This is a genomic window from Mycobacterium sp. IDUB_37 (assembly GCF_055419245.1).
Genome location: NZ_JBVAXG010000003.1, coordinates 703,949 through 721,947 on the forward strand (window position 1 = coordinate 703,949; position 17,999 = coordinate 721,947).

The 17,999-nt window shown below is 64.3% G+C and carries 20 protein-coding genes and 1 pseudogene; 8 read left to right on the plus strand and 13 right to left on the minus strand.

Translation table 11 applies throughout. The features are described 5' to 3' along the window. Positions 1–25 precede the first annotated feature (25 nt). Positions 26–1,087 (plus strand): LLM class flavin-dependent oxidoreductase, encoded by a 1,062-nt coding sequence (locus ACZY1I_RS13935; RefSeq protein ID WP_463754977.1) that lies wholly within the window; start codon positions 26–28, stop codon positions 1,085–1,087. Further along, positions 1,084–1,854, plus strand: coding sequence for a DUF1684 domain-containing protein (locus ACZY1I_RS13940; RefSeq protein ID WP_463754978.1), 771 nt, complete (start codon positions 1,084–1,086; stop codon positions 1,852–1,854). The genes ACZY1I_RS13935 and ACZY1I_RS13940 overlap by 4 nt, the downstream gene beginning before the upstream one ends. Before the next feature lies 1 nt (position 1,855). On the opposite strand, the gene ACZY1I_RS13945 is transcribed toward ACZY1I_RS13940, so the two are convergent. Further along, the gene (locus tag ACZY1I_RS13945) at positions 1,856–2,278 is read right to left on the minus strand and encodes a nitroreductase family deazaflavin-dependent oxidoreductase (RefSeq protein WP_463755134.1); all 423 of its coding nucleotides are present in this window, start codon (positions 2,276–2,278) and stop codon (positions 1,856–1,858) included. 190 nt (positions 2,279–2,468) lie between these two features. On the opposite strand from ACZY1I_RS13945, the gene ACZY1I_RS13950 reads away from it, so the two are divergent. From ACZY1I_RS13950 to ACZY1I_RS13960, 3 genes are read left to right on the plus strand one after another with little or no spacing between them, the layout of a single operon-like run. Beyond that, positions 2,469–3,254: an SHOCT domain-containing protein gene (locus ACZY1I_RS13950; RefSeq protein WP_463754979.1), complete on the plus strand. Its 786-nt coding sequence runs from the start codon at positions 2,469–2,471 to the stop codon at positions 3,252–3,254. A gap of 31 nt (positions 3,255–3,285) precedes the next feature. Further along, positions 3,286–4,059: a PIG-L deacetylase family protein gene (locus tag ACZY1I_RS13955; RefSeq protein WP_463754980.1), complete on the plus strand. Its 774-nt coding sequence runs from the start codon at positions 3,286–3,288 to the stop codon at positions 4,057–4,059. A 44-nt stretch (positions 4,060–4,103) separates the two neighbouring features. Beyond that, positions 4,104–4,532 carry a pyridoxamine 5'-phosphate oxidase family protein gene (locus tag ACZY1I_RS13960; protein WP_463754981.1) on the plus strand — a complete coding sequence of 143 codons (429 nt, stop codon included), beginning with the start codon at positions 4,104–4,106 and terminating at the stop codon, positions 4,530–4,532. Here ACZY1I_RS13960 and ACZY1I_RS13965 read toward each other — a convergent pair. The 4 genes from ACZY1I_RS13965 to ACZY1I_RS13980 form a co-directional block, all read right to left on the minus strand. Continuing rightward, positions 4,527–4,994 (minus strand): ATP-binding protein, encoded by a 468-nt coding sequence (locus ACZY1I_RS13965; protein WP_463754982.1) that lies wholly within the window; start codon positions 4,992–4,994, stop codon positions 4,527–4,529. The two genes, ACZY1I_RS13960 and ACZY1I_RS13965, sit on opposite strands and share 6 nt — an antisense overlap. A gap of 89 nt (positions 4,995–5,083) precedes the next feature. Further along, positions 5,084–5,536, minus strand: a complete 453-nt coding sequence (locus ACZY1I_RS13970) for a PaaI family thioesterase (RefSeq protein WP_463754983.1) — start codon at positions 5,534–5,536, stop codon at positions 5,084–5,086. Positions 5,537–5,566: 30 nt separating this feature from the next. Next, complete coding sequence (locus ACZY1I_RS13975; protein ID WP_463754984.1) at positions 5,567–6,652, minus strand: GGDEF domain-containing protein; 1,086 nt, start codon at positions 6,650–6,652, stop codon at positions 5,567–5,569. A gap of 134 nt (positions 6,653–6,786) precedes the next feature. Continuing rightward, the gene (locus ACZY1I_RS13980) at positions 6,787–7,974 is read right to left on the minus strand and encodes a cytochrome P450 (RefSeq protein ID WP_463754985.1); all 1,188 of its coding nucleotides are present in this window, start codon (positions 7,972–7,974) and stop codon (positions 6,787–6,789) included. A gap of 171 nt (positions 7,975–8,145) precedes the next feature. On the opposite strand from ACZY1I_RS13980, the gene ACZY1I_RS13985 reads away from it, so the two are divergent. Then, positions 8,146–9,273 (plus strand): NDMA-dependent alcohol dehydrogenase, encoded by a 1,128-nt coding sequence (locus ACZY1I_RS13985; protein ID WP_463754986.1) that lies wholly within the window; start codon positions 8,146–8,148, stop codon positions 9,271–9,273. 12 nt (positions 9,274–9,285) lie between these two features. Here ACZY1I_RS13985 and ACZY1I_RS13990 read toward each other — a convergent pair whose 3' ends face one another. Then, complete coding sequence (locus tag ACZY1I_RS13990) at positions 9,286–10,755, minus strand: amidase (RefSeq protein ID WP_463754987.1); 1,470 nt, start codon at positions 10,753–10,755, stop codon at positions 9,286–9,288. Between the two features lie 82 nt (positions 10,756–10,837). Between ACZY1I_RS13990 and ACZY1I_RS13995 the strand changes: the two genes are divergently transcribed. Further along, positions 10,838–11,005 (plus strand): hypothetical protein, encoded by a 168-nt coding sequence (locus ACZY1I_RS13995; protein ID WP_463754988.1) that lies wholly within the window; start codon positions 10,838–10,840, stop codon positions 11,003–11,005. Between the two features lie 4 nt (positions 11,006–11,009). Here ACZY1I_RS13995 and ACZY1I_RS14000 read toward each other — a convergent pair whose 3' ends face one another. Further along, entirely contained in the window at positions 11,010–12,395 is a 1,386-nt protein-coding gene (locus ACZY1I_RS14000; RefSeq protein WP_463754989.1) for an AAA family ATPase, read from the minus strand. Between the two features lie 95 nt (positions 12,396–12,490). On the opposite strand from ACZY1I_RS14000, the gene ACZY1I_RS14005 reads away from it, so the two are divergent. Then, positions 12,491–13,951, plus strand: coding sequence for a phospholipase D-like domain-containing protein (locus ACZY1I_RS14005; protein WP_463754990.1), 1,461 nt, complete (start codon positions 12,491–12,493; stop codon positions 13,949–13,951). Here the strand turns inward: ACZY1I_RS14005 and ACZY1I_RS14010 are convergent, their stop codons facing one another. From ACZY1I_RS14010 to ACZY1I_RS14035, 6 genes and pseudogenes are all read right to left on the minus strand, one after another. Further along, positions 13,952–14,791 (minus strand): TauD/TfdA dioxygenase family protein, encoded by an 840-nt coding sequence (locus ACZY1I_RS14010; protein WP_463754991.1) that lies wholly within the window; start codon positions 14,789–14,791, stop codon positions 13,952–13,954. A 15-nt stretch (positions 14,792–14,806) separates the two neighbouring features. Next, on the minus strand, positions 14,807–15,142 hold the full coding sequence (locus ACZY1I_RS14015; RefSeq protein ID WP_463754992.1) for a hypothetical protein: 336 nt from the start codon (positions 15,140–15,142) through the stop codon (positions 14,807–14,809). Positions 15,143–15,144: 2 nt separating this feature from the next. Continuing rightward, positions 15,145–16,407, minus strand: coding sequence for an aromatic ring-hydroxylating oxygenase subunit alpha (locus ACZY1I_RS14020; protein ID WP_463754993.1), 1,263 nt, complete (start codon positions 16,405–16,407; stop codon positions 15,145–15,147). Then, on the minus strand, positions 16,404–17,147 hold the full coding sequence (locus ACZY1I_RS14025; RefSeq protein ID WP_463754994.1) for an SDR family NAD(P)-dependent oxidoreductase: 744 nt from the start codon (positions 17,145–17,147) through the stop codon (positions 16,404–16,406). The genes ACZY1I_RS14020 and ACZY1I_RS14025 overlap by 4 nt, the downstream gene beginning before the upstream one ends. Before the next feature lie 25 nt (positions 17,148–17,172). Continuing rightward, a pseudogene (locus ACZY1I_RS14030) lies at positions 17,173–17,439 on the minus strand (2Fe-2S iron-sulfur cluster-binding protein); the annotation flags it as partial. A 107-nt stretch (positions 17,440–17,546) separates the two neighbouring features. After that, entirely contained in the window at positions 17,547–17,999 is a 453-nt protein-coding gene (locus tag ACZY1I_RS14035; protein WP_463754995.1) for a MarR family winged helix-turn-helix transcriptional regulator, read from the minus strand.

Below are 17,999 nucleotides of genomic sequence, written 5' to 3' on the forward strand. Positions count from 1 at the left end.
AAGGTGCCGGGTTCGTTAGATCAACATGAAGTTCCTGCTGATCACGCTCATCACTCACCTTCCGGACCCGGTGTCCGGTACGAAGAAGAGCCCCGCAGACCGGTTGCGTGACGTGCTCGACAAGGCAGTGCTGGCCGAGGATCTGGGGTTCGACGGGTTCGCCGTCGGGGAGCGTCACGAGGATCCGTTCATCTCGTCCTCGCCCCCGGTGGTGTTGAGCAGTATCGCCGCGCGCACCTCGAAGATCGGATTGTTCACCGCGGTGACGACGCTGAGCCTGCTCGATCCGGTCCGTGCATTCGAGGACTACTCGACGCTGGACAACCTGTCCGGCGGGCGCCTCGAACTCATCATCGGCAAGGGGAACGGCGCAGCGCAGGCCGAGTTGTTCCAGGTGACCGCCGACGATCAATGGGACCGCAACCGCGAAGGCTATGAGCTTTTCCGACTGCTCTGGAACAACGAGCAGGTGACCTGGTCGGGCAGTTTCCGTCCACCGCTGGTCGACGCAAAGGCGTTGCCCCGGCCGCTGCAGGAACAGATCCGAATATGGCACGGCAGTGCGACAAGCACCGACTCGGTCGACCTCGCGGCGCGCCACGGCGATCCGATCTTCTCGGCCAACGTCAGCAACCCGATAGAGCCCTACGCCGAGCTGGTTCGCCACTACCGGGAGCGCTGGGAGTTCTACGGGCACAACGCCGAAGACGCCTTGGTCGGCGCCGGCACCGCCGGGTTCTACGTGACCGGGAAGTCGCAGGACGCGGTGGCTGCCTACCGTCCGGCGTTCGAAGCCCGGCTGCAGGCCCAGCGCCGAGCCGGCCTGCCGGTGACGTTCACATCGATAGAAGACTTCGTCGAGCGCAGCTCGGCGCTAATCGGTAGTCCGGCTCAGGTGATCGACAAAGTAGGTCGCTATCACGAGCGACTGGGCCACGAAGTGATGCACCTCAGCGCTGACAACGATGGCGTGACGGTCAGCCAGCAACGCCGTAGCTTGGAATTGTTCCAGTCCGACGTTGCTCCCCTCCTGCGTCAACAGTTTCCAAGTCGACCACTCGTACACGAAGGAGCATCGCAACGATGACCAGCACGACCGCAGATGCCACGGTAGAAACGTTCGATGCCGCCTGGGAACGTTGGCACCTCGAGCGCGAACGCTACTACGGCGAACCACTGGGCTGGGTAAGCCTGACCGGATTGTATTGGCTGAGTGAGGAATTCGAGAGTGTCGCCGACCTACCGGGGCAATGGCGGGCGGACTCCGACGCCGTGTTCGTCCAAGGCATCGAGGGGACCGACCGGCTCGAACCCGTCGAGGGCGCGCCGGGCTTGCTCGTCGATGCCGGCGAGCGCCGCATCGAGGTCATCCGCCGAACCGGGTCGGCAGCATTGCGGGTGCACGACCCGAAGTCTCCGCACCTGAGTGCGTACCAGGGCATACCCACCTATCCGCCGAGTGAGCAATGGGCCGTTGTGGGCACCTTCACCCGGTACGAGCAGCCACACACGGTCACCACGGGCGCCGTCGTCGAAGGACTTCGGCACCAGCTCAACGCCGTTGGCGTCATCGACTTCGAATTGTCCGGTGTAGCAATGCAAGTGATCGCTTTCGGTGGCGCGGAGGGTCCGCTGCAGGTGTTGTTCACCGACGCCACCAGTGGCGTGACGACATATCCTGGCGCCAGGTCACTGTCAGTCGCCGAACCGGGCGCCGACTCGAGAGTGATCCTTGACTTCAACCGTGCGTCGAACTTGCCGTGCTCGTTCACCGACTACGCCACTTGCCCGGTGGCACCGGCGCAGAACAAGCTGCCGATCGCTGTGGAAGCGGGCGAAAAGAACCCGCGCTGAATTACTCCAGCACGAAGACCGGAATCTGCCTCGTCGTCTTCGTCTGGTACTCGGTGTAGGGCGGATAGGCCTCAACCGACAGTCGCCACCACTTGTCGCGTTCGTCATCGCGGAGTTCGCGCGCGGTCAGGGCGACGACTTTCTCGCCGTCCTGCAGCGTGACCGCGGGATTCGCCTTGAGGTTGAAATACCAGGACGGGTGCGTGGGAGCACCGCCCTGCGAAGCCACCACCGCGTAGCGCCCGTCCTCTTCGACCCGCATCAACGGCACGTACCGCTGTTTGCCGGACTTCGCCCCCGTCACGGTCAGCAGGACAACCGGCCTGTCGAGGATCTCGACGCCGTCCGTCGTGCCCTGCTGCAAGATTTGCTCGGTCTGATTACGCACCCAGTCCCGGGGACTGCGCTCAATGTCATCGGCCATACCCGTGCCCAACACCACGATGCAGCCCATGCATTCCCGTCGAATCTTGGAGTGAACGCATGCGCCGCGGGGTAACCGCAAACAACTCCGGTCTCGCGCGGACCGATCCGCGCTGCAATTCTCAACGACGCCGGTCTCCGGCCGACTTGCGTAGTGTCAGACCGGAACCAACGACGAAAGATTCACAACTATGCAGGCAACGGTCACCCCCGAGGCCGAAACCGCCGTCAGCGACATTGCCGATCGGCACGGAATCTCCCGCGAAGCCGTCCTGGCCATGCTCTTTGCACTCCACAGCGGAGGCGGCAACATGGCCCAGTTCTCCATCCCCGAGCTGGGCGGCTCCGGCCAGTGGATGCGTGGCGGGATGACCATGGTCGGCAACATGTTCGACAACGCGCTGAAGGCGCGGGTCGATGCCCTGTGCAGCGAGCTCGCCCAGCTGCTGGCCGCAACCACGGTCTTCCGGACTTCGGCCACGCAATCTCAGGCGGGGGGGTTCACCTCCAGCAACTGGTGGCCGGCCGACCTCGGTGTGCCGAGTTCTTCCGGCGGGCAGAACGACGCGCGCTACGCGGTCTTCCCGATCACCAAGCGGCTCGCGATTCAGGTTCACGGTGCCACGAGGGTCTTCGACACCGGCGAGCACCAGATCAACGGCGTGCAACAGCAGCAGGGCGGCGGATCCGGCACGGTGAACTTCACCAGCCAGTTCGGCACCTTCGATGTGTCCAGCCTGCGGGAGCTAGGGGCTGCACAGGTGGCGCGAACCCCTGCGGCCGCACCGGTCCCGCAGCATCAGGACCCGGTACCGCCACCCGCGGCTCAACCGACGGCATCCGCATCGGCGGACCCGCCTGGGGATTCCGCGGCCATCATCACGGCCATCGAGTCGCTGGCCGGATTACGTGAGCGGGGCATCCTGTCCGACGAGGAGTTCGCCGCGAAGAAGGCGGAGTTGCTCGCCCGGCTCTGAGGAGCCACCGAACACCGGGATACTCGACGGCATGCCCACGATCGTCGCTTTCCACGCCCACCCGGACGACGAAGTGATCCTGACCGGCGGCACGCTCGCGCAAGCGGCGGCCGCTGGGCATCGGGTGGTCGTGGTGACTGCGACCGACGGCCGGATGGGCAGCGAACCCGACGACACCCGGATCGGCGAATTGCGCAACAGTGCAAGCATCCTCGGGGTGCATCGGGTCGAGTGTCTCGACTACGCCGACAGTGGCTACGGGCCTGATTTCTATCCAGATCCGCCCGGGCGGATTCGGTTCGGGCGCAGTGACGTCGAGGAGGCGGCCTCGAAACTGGCCGCGATACTTCGCGACGAGAACGCACAACTACTACTGAACTACCAACGCAACGGCGGCTACGGTCACCGTGACCACGTGCAGGTTCACCACGTAGGCAAGCGGGCCGCCGAATTGGCCCAGACCCCGCGAGTACTCGAAGTGACCATGCCGCGCGAATTGCTCACCCGCGTCGGCAATATCGCCCGTTGGTTCCGGTTGCCCGCGCCCTACGAACGCGATGTGGTGCGCACCGCCTACGCGCCGCAGTCCACGATCACCCATCGCATCAATGTGCGGGAGTTCGCCCGGCAGAAGCGCGATGCTGTCGCCGCTCACCGCTCACAACTCGGCGATGGCCTGACCGGGCGCGTCTACGCAGTGTTGCTCAAGGTGCCGCCGCAGCTTTTCGGCCTGCTCTTCGGACAGGAATGGTTCGTCGATCCCGAGGCCGCGCCGGGAAAGGTTCGCCGCAATATTTTCGATTAGCCGGCGGGGGAATAGCGGCCCCGGGCCACTGTGTTGCGCCCCACATGAAAGCTTTCTCCGAGTCCGAGCGCCAGGAATTCCTCGCAGCACTGCACGTGGCAGTGCTGTCCGTCGACTCCGGTGGCGAGCGTCCACCGGCCAGCGTCCCGATTTGGTATGACTACACGCCCGGCGGGCACATCCGGCTCAGTACCGGCCCCGGTTCGCGCAAGGCCAAGCTGATCGAGAAGGCCGGAGCGGTGACGCTGGTCGTGCAACGAGAGGAGCCGCCCTACCAATATGTGATCGTCGAGGGCACCGTGGTTGAGACGTCCAATCCGGCGCCGGCGGACTTGCAGGAATCCATCGCGATCCGCTATCTCGGCGAGGAGGGTGGAAAGGCGTTCATTAAAAGCATGGAAGGCCAGGACTCTGTGCTCTATTCAATCCGCCCAGACCGCTGGATCAGCGCGGATTTCTCCGACGAGCTATAGCTTAGCCGTTTGCTCGGCGTCGGCCCGCTCTGCGTTGGTCGAGTAATTCAGGCAGACGGTGGTGCCGCTGGACCGAGTGTTGATGATGCAGTGGTCGGCCAGAGCATGCATCAATTTGATGCCGCGGGAGGCCCGTGGGTCATCGGGCCGGCGCGACGGCGGTCGATGCCACTTTCCGCGGTCACTGACGGCGATGCTGAGTGACTGCGTTGCACAGTCGTAGTTTGCCTGGAGGCGGACGGTGCCTACCGTCCGACAATCGCGGTAGGCGTGTTCAACGCAGTTGGCCAACGCTTCGTTGACGCTCATCACGACGTCACCCCGTAGTTCAGTCGGCCCCTGCACGCTCTGTTGCAACCATCGATCCAGAGAACGGCGCAGTTGCGCAGCGGTGGTGGCATTCGCCTCACCTGCACAAACCAACCGCTCCGGGCTTGCTGCGGGAGACGGAGATGCATTCATATCCAGTGCATACCCAAGTGGAGCCTCGGCAATACCCAAGTCGGCGCATCGATTTGACCACAACGAAAAATCGGCTTAGAGGACCGTTGTCACTTACGATGCGCGCGCAGTTGGTAGAGCCCCCGGGTGGTGGCCACCACCGTGCCGGCCGCGTCGGTGACCACCGCTTCCAGCGTGTAATCAGACTTGCCCTTGGCAGCGGCCTCGGCTTCGACGCGGGCGATGGTCTCGTCATCCATCGACGCTTCCGCGCGCAGGTCTGTGGTGGCCATCCCGACAAACGAGATGTCGACGTTCTTCACCAACGGGAAGTATTTGCCGGCATCGAACGATGACAACGCGATGATTCCGCCGAGGATCTCGGCGACCGTGAATTGGACACCGGCATAAATGACCCCGAAGTGGTTGCCGTTGCCCTCCGCCGGAACACTGGCGGCAGCAAAGCCACGCCGGGCGTCGAGAACTTTCACGCCCATCCGCTCGGCGATCGGGATGGTCGTAGCCATTCCCGCATTCATCATTTCGACGAGCTGATCATTCACGACGTCGATGGTCCCATAACCGCGCGTGGGCTAGCGGCCGGGTAGACATAGTTCGTGGTGGTGAAATCGGTTCCCGCCAAGACGTTTGGCCTGGTACATCGCGGTGTCGGAGGCTGTCACCAGCACCTCGAGCAACGCCTGATGATCGCCCGACGGGGCATCATCCAGACGAGCGCAAGCGGTGCCGATGCTGGCGGTGACTCCTGCCCTCGAGGCTTCGATGGCCTTGCACGTCTGGGCGGCCAGAGCTTCAGCGTTGCAGGTCGTCGCCGTGCCGGCGATCAAGAACTCCTCGCCGCCGCTACGCGCCACCACGGCCTGTTCGTCTGCGGCTGCGAGCAACGCCTGGGCGACCTGGACCAAAGCGTGATCGCCAGCGGCGTGACCACGGTTGTCGTTGAGGCCTTTGAAGTTATCCAAATCAATCACCAGCACCACCAGATGAGCGTCGATGCCGCGGCGGGCCAGCATCATCCCTAGCGCGATATGTCTAAACGCCCGTCTGTTGAGCAGGCCAGTCAGCGGGTCGCGGTCAGCCCGCAGCAAGTCGCCCGCCAAGGCGCGTACCAGGATGGCTATGGCTACCGGGAGGGCAATATTGACTTCTAACACCAGCCATAAATCCACTCCGGCCAGGGAGGGATGGCCGGAGTGCGCCAGCCGTAATGCCTCGTAGGTCGCGACGGCGGCCGCGACACCGAAGTTGTACAGCACGAACGCCATCGTGTGAAAGAACGCAATGTAGGCGCCGAAACTGGCGAAGGCGATGCACCCGATGATTGCGGGTAGCGGCTCCGGGTAGGCCACACAAGCTAACGCGACGGCAGTATTGCAAGCCACCGCATAAGACACCGACTGGGCGCGGGTCGGCCAGCGCCATATCCACAACAATGCCCCTGCGATGCCGTTCGCCATCGCGACCCAGGTCATCAGTACCCCGGCGGTTCCGCGGGGGCCGTCAGGACCGACCAACAGCGCGACCAGGCAGATCACCAAGGACGCCGAAATGAACGCCATCAGCGCCCGCGTCATACCGCTTATCCCCCGCGCAGCCAGATAACCGGAGAGCCAGTCGAACTGGTCGCCCCGCTGCCATCTGCTAAAGATCGCGGTCATCGTGGAATTCCGGTCGATTTGCTCCTGCCACCACCAACGAAATCGCGGTGGCGGCCGATATGTCATGCCTCTACCCAGGCCATTTAGCAGCGTAACGCCGATTGCGCAGTTAGACAGGCTTATCTGCTGAACACCTATTTTCTGGACGAAGTCGGCTTATCCCCCAGCGGCGCCGACGGCGTGAATTCGACAGGCATCTTTTCCAGGCCGCTGACGAAGTTGGCCGGCCGCAGCGGCAGCGGCGCGTCCGACTTCAGCCGCATGTCCGGCAGCCGCTGCAGCAGCCGCTCCTGCATCATGGACAGCTCCAGCCGGGCCAGTTGGTTGCCGAGGCAGAAGTGGGTGCCGAAGCCGAACGCCATGTGATTGTTCGGGTAGCGGTCGATCCTGAAGCGCTCCGGATCACCGAACACCGACTCGTCGAAGTTGGCCGACTCGAACAGCAGGATCACCTTCTCGCCCTGTTTGAGCTGTTCGCCGTGGAAATCGATGTCGGTAGTGATCGTCCGGGCCATGTTCTTCACCGGGGACGTCCAGCGCAGCATCTCCTCGATCGCGTTCGGCAGTAACTCCAGATCGTTCACCAGGCGCTGGTGCTGCTCGGGGTGGCGCAGCAGTTGCGCGGTGCCGCCGGACAGGGTGTGTCGGGTGGTCTCGTCACCGCCGATCAACAGCAGCAAGACCTCGGTGACGATCTCGTGGTCGGCCAGTCCCTCGCCATCCACCTCCGCGTGGACCAGCACGCTGACCAGATCGTCGGTCGGTTCGGCCTTGCGCGCCGCGATCATGTTCATCATGTATTCGGTGTAGGCGGCAAACGCGTCGATGGAGACCTGGAAGTCCCCTTCCGCGGCGGTGCTGCTGAGAAAAGTCACCATGTCGTCGGACCAGCGCAGAAACATCTCCCGCTCTTCCGGCAACACGCCCAGCATGTCCCCGATGACGGCCATCGGCAGCGGCGCCGCGAGGTCCCACACGAAGTCACATTCGCCCCGTTCGCATACCGCATCGATCAGCGCGTCACACAGCGCGCCGATCGACTGTTCCTTGTCCTTAACGCGTTTACGGGTGAAGCCCGCGTTGACGAGTTTGCGCCGCAGCAGATGCGCGGGGTCGTCCATCGCGATCATCATCGGCGGAGCGTCCTGGTCCGGCCGGATGCCGCCGGCATTGGAGAACAGCTCCGGTTTGCGCTCGGCCTCGATCACCGCCGGGTAGGACGCCAGGCCGGCCAAGCCATTGCGGTCGCGAAAGACAGGCTCGTGGTCTCGCATCCACTTGTAGCGCGATCGCGAGTCGCCGGCGTAGAAGGCGCCGTCCAAGAGATCGACGTCGGGACGCGATTCATGCTGGGACTCAACCACGTTCGGCAACGCTGCACCCTTTCCAGACCAGGGCGGGATGCCCTTTACCGTAGACATTACAGTAGCAACTGTGGTAATCATCACAGAAATTTTCTGCCACTGGCTACAGACCAGACGGAAGGCAAGTCGATGAAGACACGTGGAGCCCTGATCTGGGATTTCAATCAGCCGTGGTCGGTCGAGGAAATCGAGATCGGCGAACCCCGCAAGGGCGAAGTCAAGGTCCAGATGGAAGCTGCGGGGATGTGCCATTCCGAGCACCATGTGGTGACTGGTGACATCCCGATGGCGGCCTTTCCCATGCTCGGCGGTCACGAGGGCGCCGGCATCGTGGTGGAGGTCGGCGAAGGCGTCGACGATCTCGCGGTGGGCGACCACGTCGCGGCGTCGTTCATCCCGTCCTGCGGAAAGTGCCCCTCGTGTCATGCGGGCGAACGCAATCTGTGCGACCTGGGCATGGGCCTGATGGCCGGCACCGCGGTTTCCGACGGCACATTTCGAATCCAGACCAAGGGGCAGAACGTCTACCCCTACGCACTGCTCGGCACTTTCGCGCCTTACATCGTGGTGCACCAGACCTCGCTGGTGAAGATCGACCCGGCCGTACCATTCGAGACGGCGGCGCTCGTCAGTTGCGGAGTCACCACCGGATTCGGGTCGGCAACGCGGGCGGCCGATGTCCGCCCCGGTGACGACGTGGCAATCGTCGGGCTAGGTGGTGTCGGTATCGCGGCGCTGCTGGGGGCGGTGAACTGCGGGGCGCGCCGGATCTTCGCCGTCGACCCCGTCGAATGGAAACGCGACCAGGCACTGAAATTCGGTGCGACACATGTCTATTCCGACATCGACAGCGCACTGATGGCGATCGCGAACATCACCGTGGGCCGGATGGCCCGCAAGGTGATCGTCACCGTCGGCCGGGCCGATGGCGCGGACCTGGAGAAGTACGTGACCATCACATCCAAGGGCGGGACGTGCGTGGTGACCGCGATGGGCAGCGTTGTGGAAACGAATGTCTCGCTGAACCTCTCGTTGTTGACCCTGATGCAGAAGAGGCTGCAGGGCAGCATCTTCGGCGGCGGCAACCCCCACCACGACATTCCGCTGCTGCTGTCGATGTACCAGCTCGGTCGGCTCAACCTGGACGACATGATCACCCGCCGCTACCGTCTCGACGAGATCAACGAGGGCTACCAAGACATGTTGGCGGGCCGCAACATTCGCGGCGTCATCAGCTTTACCGATGAAGACAGATAGCCATCTGGCTCGTTACAGCGGTGCTACCCGATCGGCCCACGGCAGGGCCTGCTCGAGTTGGGCCGCCAGTCGGATCAACAGGGGCTCGCCGCCCAGTGGCGCAACGAACTGCACGCCCAGCGGCAGCGCGTCCGCGGTCTGGTGCAGCGGTAGCGAGATCGCCGGGCGGCCAGTGAGATTCGCCAACTGGGTATAGGGCACCCAGCCGAGGTTCTTGTCCACCATGTCGTCGACGATGTTGGTGTGCCGAAGCAGGCGCGCGGTGCGCGTTTTCAGCAGCACGTCAGCCCCGCGCTGCAACGGCACCGGTAGGTCGAACTCGCCGACCTTCGGCGGCGGAGTCGCCATGGTGGGGGTTAGCAGCAAATCGTAGGACTCGAAGAACGTGGTCAGCCGACGAGTGTGCTGGTGACGACGTTCCACCGCGGCCACATAGTCGACGCTGCTGGTGGCGCGGCCGAGTGCGGCCATGATCAACGTGTCACGCTCGAACGCGTCGTCGCCCGCACCGCTTCGGCGCTTGGCGTCAGCAACCTCCCAGGCCATATAGACGAACCAGGTGAGCAGGAAGTCGTGGGCGAGCGCGGCATCGTCGTAGGGGGCCTGCGGCAGTTCGTCGACGTGGTGGCCGAGGTCGGTCAGAGCTTGCACTGCCGTCTCGACCGCCGCGAACGCTTCGGCGTGCGGTGTCGGGGTGATCGCCGACGGCACCCGCACGCCGATCCGCAGCTTGCCCGGATCCTCTCCGACGGACGATGCGAACGACGACGCGGGCAGCGCTGGAACGTACGGGCCCCACGGCTCGCCACCGCAGATGACGTCGAACATGGCGGCGGTGTCGCGCACCGTCCGCGACACCACGCCTTGCACCGCGGCGCCATGCATGAATTCGCTGCTCCCGGGCCCCATCGGCGTCAGTCCGCGGCCCGGCTTGAGACCGACCAGGCCACAACAACCCGCCGGTATGCGGGTCGACCCGCCGCCGTCGTTGGCGCCCGCGCACGGCACGATTCCGGCCGCGACCGCAGCAGCCGAGCCGCCGGAGGATCCGCCCGGGGTGCGGCTCAGGTCCCACGGGTTGCGAGCCGGGCCCCAGACCGCGGGTTCGCTGATCGCTTTCGCGCCGAACTCCGGCAGGTTCGTCTTGCCGAAGATGACCAGCCCGGCATCGACCCAACGCTGGACGACGGTCGCGTGCTCGGCGACCGGCGTCGACTTCAACGCCCGCGACCCGCTTGAAGTGGGCAGACCCGCGTAGTCCTGTGCGATGTCCTTGATCAGAAACGGAACGCCGGCGAACGGGCCGCTCAGATCGTCGGAGGGCGAAGCGGGCACGTCGCGCACGATTGCGTTGATCCGCGGGTTCACCACCGCGGCCCGTTCCCGAGCGAGCGTGAGCAGTTCGGCTGCGGTCACTTCTTTATCGGCGACCAGCTTCGCCAACCCGGTGGCGTCGAATTTCCGATACTCGTCGAAGTTCATGGTTCGACCGTAACGGGGTTTCGACACCGCGGAATCGGGAGACCCTTCAGGCAACTTCTGTAGATGCTCAGAGAGGCCCCGCGTGAATCAGCAGGATGACAGCAAGCCCGAACCGGTGCCGACGGACGCCAGAGAACCGACCGAGGCACAGCGCGTCGAGGAAGAGGAGCTGGAGCACGGAGGCGCCGACCCGAACGCGCCAGGCGGCCACCAGTCGGCAGAGAACACCGCTGACGAGAGCAGTCGTTAACCGACTACAGATACATGCCCGCCGGCACGGCGGCCCGGTACCTCCCGCTGCCCACCTCGGCCAGCAGCGACGCGGTGCTCACGGTGCCGCCGTCGCTGGCCAGCACCGCGCGGCGCACGACTTCGCGGATGTCGCTGCCGCTGGTGCGCTCCGGCAGCACGGCCACCACCGCCGCCGCGTCGACAGCCCGGCCGCCTGGAATGTCGCGGATCAGCGTCAGCAGGATGCGGGCCGCGTCACCGCGGTTGGGATAGCCGACCTCGACGACCGAGTCGAACCGGCCGGTGCGGATCGCCGCTTTGTCCAGCGTTGCGGCATCGTTGGTGGACGCCAGCGTCAAGATACGAGCGTCGGCCTTGACGTCCATGGCCTGCAACAACTCCGACAACCCGACCTCGTTCGATGCGCGGTCACGACACCACAGGTCGACATCCTCGAGCACAATCAGCACCGGGCCGCCGAGTCGCTGGGCCTCTTCCACCACCACGGTGAGCAGTTCAGCTCCCGCCCGCGCTTCGACGTAGATGACGGTGAAAGCGCCGACCACCTCGCGGGCCACCACCGCGCTCACCGCCGACTTGCCGGTGCCGGGCGGGCCGCACAACAGGACACCGCGCCGGGCACCCAGACCATGTGCGTTGAGCACCTGGTAGCGGTCCCGCACCGCGGTGAGGCCCAGGTCGACCTCGGTCCACACCTCGTCGGGAACGATGACGGATTCTCTGGTCGCGGTCGGCAGGTCGATGACCGTGAAGCTCAGCCCGTGGTTGTTGGCGGCGCGTACCGCCTTGCCGCGGTACGGGTTCAGCTCGGCGGCCCGCTCGGCCAACCGGTCCAGCACGGCACGGGCGTACGCCTGGTTGTCCGGAGTCACGAACGCGCTCACCTCGGCCGAGTGCATGATGCTCTCGCGCGCCTCGATGTGGATGACACATCCCGCGTCGTCCAGCAAGGTCCCGGCGGGGAAATGCACCCGCAGGCACAACGGGTGCCGATAACGCTGGCCGCCGAGTTCGGTCTGCGTCCACTTGGGCGGATACGCGCACTCGCCCGGGCCGATCTCGCAGACGCCCAGATGCTGCTCGATCCATTCCGCCAACGCCAGCGCGGTGGTCAACCGGGACACCGGGTTGAGTTCGCGTTCCTCGTCGAGCAGGTGCCCGGAGTCCGGCACACCCAGACAGCGCGCGGTGAACCGCTCTGCGGTTTCGGCACTTTCGCGCTCGGCGACACCGACCAGCAACTCCCCAAGGGCGCGCAGCGCCGGACGCACACCGTAGTCCAGTCCATCCAGCCATGCATCGATGTCGGTGATGGGTTGGCGGTGTGCGTGATCGCCGCCGGGCATTCCGGCGGTGAGGCTGGTCAGTTCATCGTTGGTGAGAGTCATCGCTTTTCGTTGTCGTGGTTAGTTAGGGCAGCGGTCCACGATCTCACTCGGCTAGCAGGCGGTCAACTGATTTACACTGTGGTAGACACGGCCCCATGGCCCTGCTGATCCCCGGCCAGACATGCTGGGACATTCGCCGGGCCGACCAGTTCGCCCGTGTGGTTGATGCCGCGGATTACTTCAGGCTCGTCAAGGCGGCACTGCTGCGGGCGCAGCACCGAATCATGCTGATCGGCTGGGATTTCGATGCCCGCATGACATTCGAGCGAGGCGTCACCACGCTGGCCGGTCCAAACCAGTTGGGCGCCTTCCTCTATTGGCTGATGCGCAAAAGGCCGGACCTCGAAATCTACCTATTGCGGTCGAACCTGCGTCTGCTTCCGGTCTTCGACGGTGTCTGGTTCGGTGTGACGCCGGTGGCGCTGGTCAATCAGGTCACCAGCAAGCGAATTCACTTCGCCATCGACGGCGCTCATCCCACCGGGGCCGTCCATCACCAGAAGATCGTCGTCATCGATGACGGGCTCGCATTCTGCGGTGGCATCGACCTCACCACCGCCAGGTGGGACACCCGCGCCCATCACGACGACAGTCGTGGCCGCCGATCACTGCGGCGCCGGTATGGCCCGCGACACGAGACCGCGGTAGCAGTGGACGGGGCGGCAGCGCGCGGACTCGGCGAGTTGGCAAGGGCCCGTTGGCACACCGCGACGAAGCAGCAGTTGGACGCCATCGCGGCTGAGCACGCGGCGTGGCCGAGCGAGCTCGAACCGTCGCTACGCGACGTCGACGTGGGCATCGCGCGCACCTTGCCGGAATTAGCCGGCCAGAGCGAGGTTCGAGAGATAGAGGCACTCAATCTCACCGCCATCGCGGCGGCGCACGACACGATATACCTCGAGAACCAGTACCTGGCCTCCCGACGGATCGTCGCTGCGCTGGCGGACCGACTCCGGGAGGAGGACGGTCCCGAGATCGTCATTGTCGTTCCACTCAAAGGCAATAATTTGCTCGAGCGGGGAACGATGGATGGCGCGCGCCACCGGCTCATTCAGGTTCTCTGGGACGCCGACGAGCATCGCCGATTGGGCGTCTACTATCCGGTGACCGACGGCGGAACTTCGATCTACGTTCATTCGAAGGTGATGGTGATCGACGATCGATTGCTTCGCATCGGGTCCTCGAATCTCAACAACCGGTCGATGGGATTCGACAGCGAGTGCGATGTGGCCATCGAAGCCGACCCGGACGATCCGGCGCACGATGATCTGCGTCGCGAGATCCTCTTCGCGCGCGATGATCTGGTGTCAGAGCACCTCGGCGTGTCGAGCGATGTGTTCAATGATGCTGCAAGGCAGGAACATTCACTGCTTCGGGTGGTCGACGCACTCCGAGGGGAAGGCAAGACGCTGCGGCCCCTCACCGAGGAGACGATTTCCGATCAGGCGAGCCCGTTGGCGGAGAACGATTTGATGGATCCCGATCGCGCGGAGGGCCGCTCGGTGACCGGGACTGCGCAGCAATTCATCACGGCATTGCGCGGCCGACTTCGCTGACTACTGAATCGGCTCGTCGCCCAGAACCGTGGTGCGCAGCATCTCACGAGGCGAGTCGGGGTCGTAGGGGGCGGCCCGGTGCAGGACACCGCGGTTATCCCAGATGACGGTGTCACCGACCGACCAGCTGTGGCTGTACACCTTGGCCGTGGCGCGGTCGAGAAGTTCGGCCAGCAGGCCTCGGCCCTCCCCCGGGTCCATGCCGACCACGTAGTCGGCAGAAGCACCCAGTACCAACGACTTTCGGCCGCTGCGATGTGTCCAGACCAAGGGGTGTTCGTGGGTGCGTCGAGATCGCCAGCGCGCCAGCTGTTCTGGGCTCGGATCTGGAGTGACGCGCCGTTGCGACGCTTCGAGCGAGTGCACCACACGCAACGATCCGAAGCGGTCCTTCTCCTCGGCGGTCAGCGCTTCGTAGGCCGCATAGGAGTTGGCGAACTCGGTCTCCCCGCCCCACTCGGCGACCTGCACCGCCGACAGGATGGTCGCCTTCTGCGGGCATTCGTCTCCGGTCGGTGTGCAGCCGTCGATGTGCCAGTCGAAGGTGGCTTTCAGATACGCCGCAGAAGAGTTCTTCGACGGGTTCAACGTGATGGGGTAGATACCGGAGACGGGGTGGTGCCCGTCGGATGAGTGGTCGATCTCGCCGAGGCGACGGCAGAACGCGACCTGCGCCTCAGGGTCGAGTTGCAGCCCGGGAAAGACCAGAACTCCGTTGTCTTCCAACGCATCCAAGATCGCGTCACTCGCTGACGTATCGGCCGCCAGGCTGCCGGCATCAAGACCGGCAACTTCGGCGCCGACCGAGTCGGTGAGTTTGGTGATGGTGAGCAGACTCATGGACGGATCTCTCTGTCAGGGCACGGGTTCGTCGGTGCGGGTCATCACTGCGTCGGCAGCGCTAACCGGAATAGGTTGGTGCATGATCTCGACCGACATCGACACCATGATCAGCGAATAGATCAGGTGGAGCAGGTTGAGCGCATCATCCGGCAGGCTGTCGAGCGCGAACTTGTCGCAATACTCGATCGCCTCTTCCAGACGCGGGAAGAACGCGTCGTAGAACTGTTGCATCTGCGGCATGGTGCTGGAGACTCGCGCGTTCCAGCGTTCGGTTTCGGTGGCCAGACACCACGTTTGCGCGTAGCCCTCCAACTCGGCGAATGCGCTGGGCAGCAACGTATCCGACATGGTCACACTCCCGCCGGGGCCGCTTCGCGTTGGTAGGCGTCCACCCAATCGACCACTACCTTATGCAGATGGCGCACCAGGATCTCCTGGTCGTTGAGCGGGAAGTCATCGACGATGCCGTATTCCAGTGCGGCCTGCGTGCCGCCGAGCATGCCCGCGTCCTGTAAGGCGAATTCCTTGAGCACCACAGCGGCGACCTCGTGTTCGATCCGTTCCCGGACACTGCCGGCCGGATGGAAATAGGTGTACGCCTCGAAGCGATGGGTGTTGTAAGACGTCGGCCAGTACCGGTAGAGCAGATACCACCCGCCGTAGATCAAGATCTCGATGTTGGGGAAGATCTGGAAGTTGCTGATACCCCAAGGCTCGACGTTGCCCGGGTTGAGCCCCGCCGGCAACTCACCGATGTCGGGGGTACGCCAGGGACCGACCAGTCCGCTCTTGGTGGCCCGCTCAATCGGGTACATGAACTCGGCGGGCAGCAGCCAACGCCGCCGCCCGGCCGTGGACACCAACCGGTGCGGACCGTCGAGTTGGAAATGCCCGCAAGTGAATCCGGCGTTGGGGTCTCGCACTTCCGAGGGCACTTGCTGCGGATGCAGCGACGGCACATGGTAGTACTCCTGGAAGGCGTCAGCGAAGATCTTCCAGTTGCTGTTGTTGTGCGCGACCCACTCGTAGCGTTCGGTCAGCTTTGCGAACGGATAGTCGTCCAGGCCGGTGATCATCGGCCCGAGGAACTCCCGCAGGGTCTGGCGTGGCTCGGGATCCAGATTGATGAAGATGAACCCGTTCCACACGTCGCACTGCACCGCGCTCAGTCCGTACTCGGCGACGTCGAGACCGAAGAACTCCGATTGCTGCTGAACGAAATTCAGCGCGCCGTCCAGGCCGTAACGCCAGCCATGGTACTTGCAGGTGAACTGACGGCAGGTGCCCTTGGTCTGCTCGCCGGGAAAGTCGTTCCACACCAGCTTGTTTCCGCGATGACGGCACACGTTGTAGAAGGCACGGATCCGTTCGTCGCGGCCCTTGACCAGGATGATGGAAGCCCGGGCGACCTCGATCTCCTTGGTGAGATAGCTTCCGACACGAGGTAACTCCTCGATTCGGGCGACATTGAGCCAGGCGCGCTTGAAGATTGCTGCGCGCTCCAGTTCATAGAACTCCGGAGATGTCGAGTCACGGAATGAGACGGGACCCGTCCCCAGGTCGGGGTAGTGCTCGGTCCACGAGCCTTCCGGGGGTCGTCCTGCTCGCGTCATAGCACCGAACCTCCGTTCACACCCAGCACCTGGCCGGTGATGAATCTGGCCTCATCGGAGCTCAGGAACCCGACCGCGGCGGCGATATCGGCGCCGGTACCGAGGTAGCCGACGGGGATGTTGCCGGCGATCTGCTCGTTGGAGCCGAGGTATCCGGCGGCCTGATTCTGATGCTGCATCGGCGTTTCGATGCCCGAGGGCGGGATGGTGTTGACGGTGATGCCATGCGCGGCGTACTCGCGAGCCAGGGACTTGGCCAAGGTGAGCACCGCCCCCTTGGAGGCCGCGTAGTGGGTGGCGAAAGGCGACCCGCGCTGCGCACTGGACGACGAAATCAGCACTATCCGGCCCCATTTCGCGGCCAGCATGTCAGGTATCGCCACCTGGCAGCAATGAAACGTGCCCGTCAGGTTCACGTCGACGATGCGCGACCAGTCCTCGATGGTGATCTCGAGAAACGGTGCGAAGCCGAACAACCCGGCGCTGGTCACCAGGACCGAGACGGGTCCCAGTTCGCTGCGAACCTTGCCGAACGCCTCTTCGACGGCAACCCGGTCGGTGACGTCGGCGCCGAGGCCCAAAGCCGTCGCCCCCTGCGCGCGCAGGTCCTCGGTGACCCGTTGCGCTGCTTGCTCATTCACGTCGAGGACCGCAACGCGAAGGCCGCGCCGGCCCAGTTCGTGACAGGTCGCCTCACCGATGCCGGACCCACCGCCGGTCACCACCGCCACCTTGCTCATGTGTCGCCCATCCATCCTCTCTGCTCTACTCGTAGACGACCCGCACGGTCGGACTGGTTGGCAGGGCCTGACACGTCAGCACCCAACCGTCCTCGACCTCGTCGTCCTCGAGTGCATCGTTGTTGAGCATCCGGGCGCTACCTTCAGTCAATTGCGCCATACACGTTCCACAGGAACCGATTTCACATGACGACGGCGGGCTCAGCCCCGCCATCCGCGCGGTCTGCAGCAGCGTCTCACCCGCTTCATAAGGCACAGTCGTGGTGCGCTTGTTCAACCGGATGGTCACCGTTTCGGTGACCGCAGTGGCAGACTCAGTCGCGCTCGCGGGGATCTCGTGCATTACTTTCACAGTATCAACTACTTGCGACTAGTATCAAGTACTAGATACACGTGCCATCAGCGCTCGGCGTGGTCGGTGAAGAACTCGTGGCCGGTGCCCTTTTCGACGACCCGGCCGAGCAGTTCACGCAGCGTCTCCTTCTCGTCATCGCTGAGTACGCCGAAGACCTGGTCGTGAGCCGCAACGGCGTCGCCGACCACCGTGGAGACCACGGCATGTCCTTCATCGGTCAGGAAGGCCTGCAGGATGCGCTTGTGCTGCGGATCCTGCCTTCGCTCCACCAGACCGCGTCGCTCCAGTGCCGTCAGAGCCAGCTGGACTCCCTGCGGACTGATCAGCAGACGCCGGGCCAACTCGGCGCCGGAAAGTCCCGGCTCGTTGGACAGTTGGCGCAGCACACCGACTTGGGCCGTACTGACGCCGTGCACGCTGATCGCGTCATTCACGGTGGTCAACGAGAAGTAGAAGGCCTGCTTGAGCAGCCACAGAATGTTTTCGGTGAGTTCCAT

Coding starts and splice junctions, on each gene's coding strand:
- ACZY1I_RS13935 (WP_463754977.1), top strand. CDS start 26: ATGAAGTTCCTGCTGATCACGCTCATCACTCACCTTCCGGACCCGGTG.
- ACZY1I_RS13940 (WP_463754978.1), top strand. CDS start 1,084: ATGACCAGCACGACCGCAGATGCCACGGTAGAAACGTTCGATGCCGCC.
- ACZY1I_RS13945 (WP_463755134.1), bottom strand. CDS start 2,278: ATGGCCGATGACATTGAGCGCAGTCCCCGGGACTGGGTGCGTAATCAG.
- ACZY1I_RS13950 (WP_463754979.1), top strand. CDS start 2,469: ATGCAGGCAACGGTCACCCCCGAGGCCGAAACCGCCGTCAGCGACATT.
- ACZY1I_RS13955 (WP_463754980.1), top strand. CDS start 3,286: ATGCCCACGATCGTCGCTTTCCACGCCCACCCGGACGACGAAGTGATC.
- ACZY1I_RS13960 (WP_463754981.1), top strand. CDS start 4,104: ATGAAAGCTTTCTCCGAGTCCGAGCGCCAGGAATTCCTCGCAGCACTG.
- ACZY1I_RS13965 (WP_463754982.1), bottom strand. CDS start 4,994: ATGAATGCATCTCCGTCTCCCGCAGCAAGCCCGGAGCGGTTGGTTTGT.
- ACZY1I_RS13975 (WP_463754984.1), bottom strand. CDS start 6,652: ATGACCGCGATCTTTAGCAGATGGCAGCGGGGCGACCAGTTCGACTGG.
- ACZY1I_RS13985 (WP_463754986.1), top strand. CDS start 8,146: ATGAAGACACGTGGAGCCCTGATCTGGGATTTCAATCAGCCGTGGTCG.
- ACZY1I_RS13990 (WP_463754987.1), bottom strand. CDS start 10,755: ATGAACTTCGACGAGTATCGGAAATTCGACGCCACCGGGTTGGCGAAG.
- ACZY1I_RS14000 (WP_463754989.1), bottom strand. CDS start 12,395: ATGACTCTCACCAACGATGAACTGACCAGCCTCACCGCCGGAATGCCC.
- ACZY1I_RS14005 (WP_463754990.1), top strand. CDS start 12,491: ATGGCCCTGCTGATCCCCGGCCAGACATGCTGGGACATTCGCCGGGCC.
- ACZY1I_RS14010 (WP_463754991.1), bottom strand. CDS start 14,791: ATGAGTCTGCTCACCATCACCAAACTCACCGACTCGGTCGGCGCCGAA.
- ACZY1I_RS14015 (WP_463754992.1), bottom strand. CDS start 15,142: ATGTCGGATACGTTGCTGCCCAGCGCATTCGCCGAGTTGGAGGGCTAC.
- ACZY1I_RS14020 (WP_463754993.1), bottom strand. CDS start 16,407: ATGACGCGAGCAGGACGACCCCCGGAAGGCTCGTGGACCGAGCACTAC.
- ACZY1I_RS14025 (WP_463754994.1), bottom strand. CDS start 17,147: ATGAGCAAGGTGGCGGTGGTGACCGGCGGTGGGTCCGGCATCGGTGAG.
- ACZY1I_RS14035 (WP_463754995.1), bottom strand. CDS start 17,999: ATGGAACTCACCGAAAACATTCTGTGGCTGCTCAAGCAGGCCTTCTAC.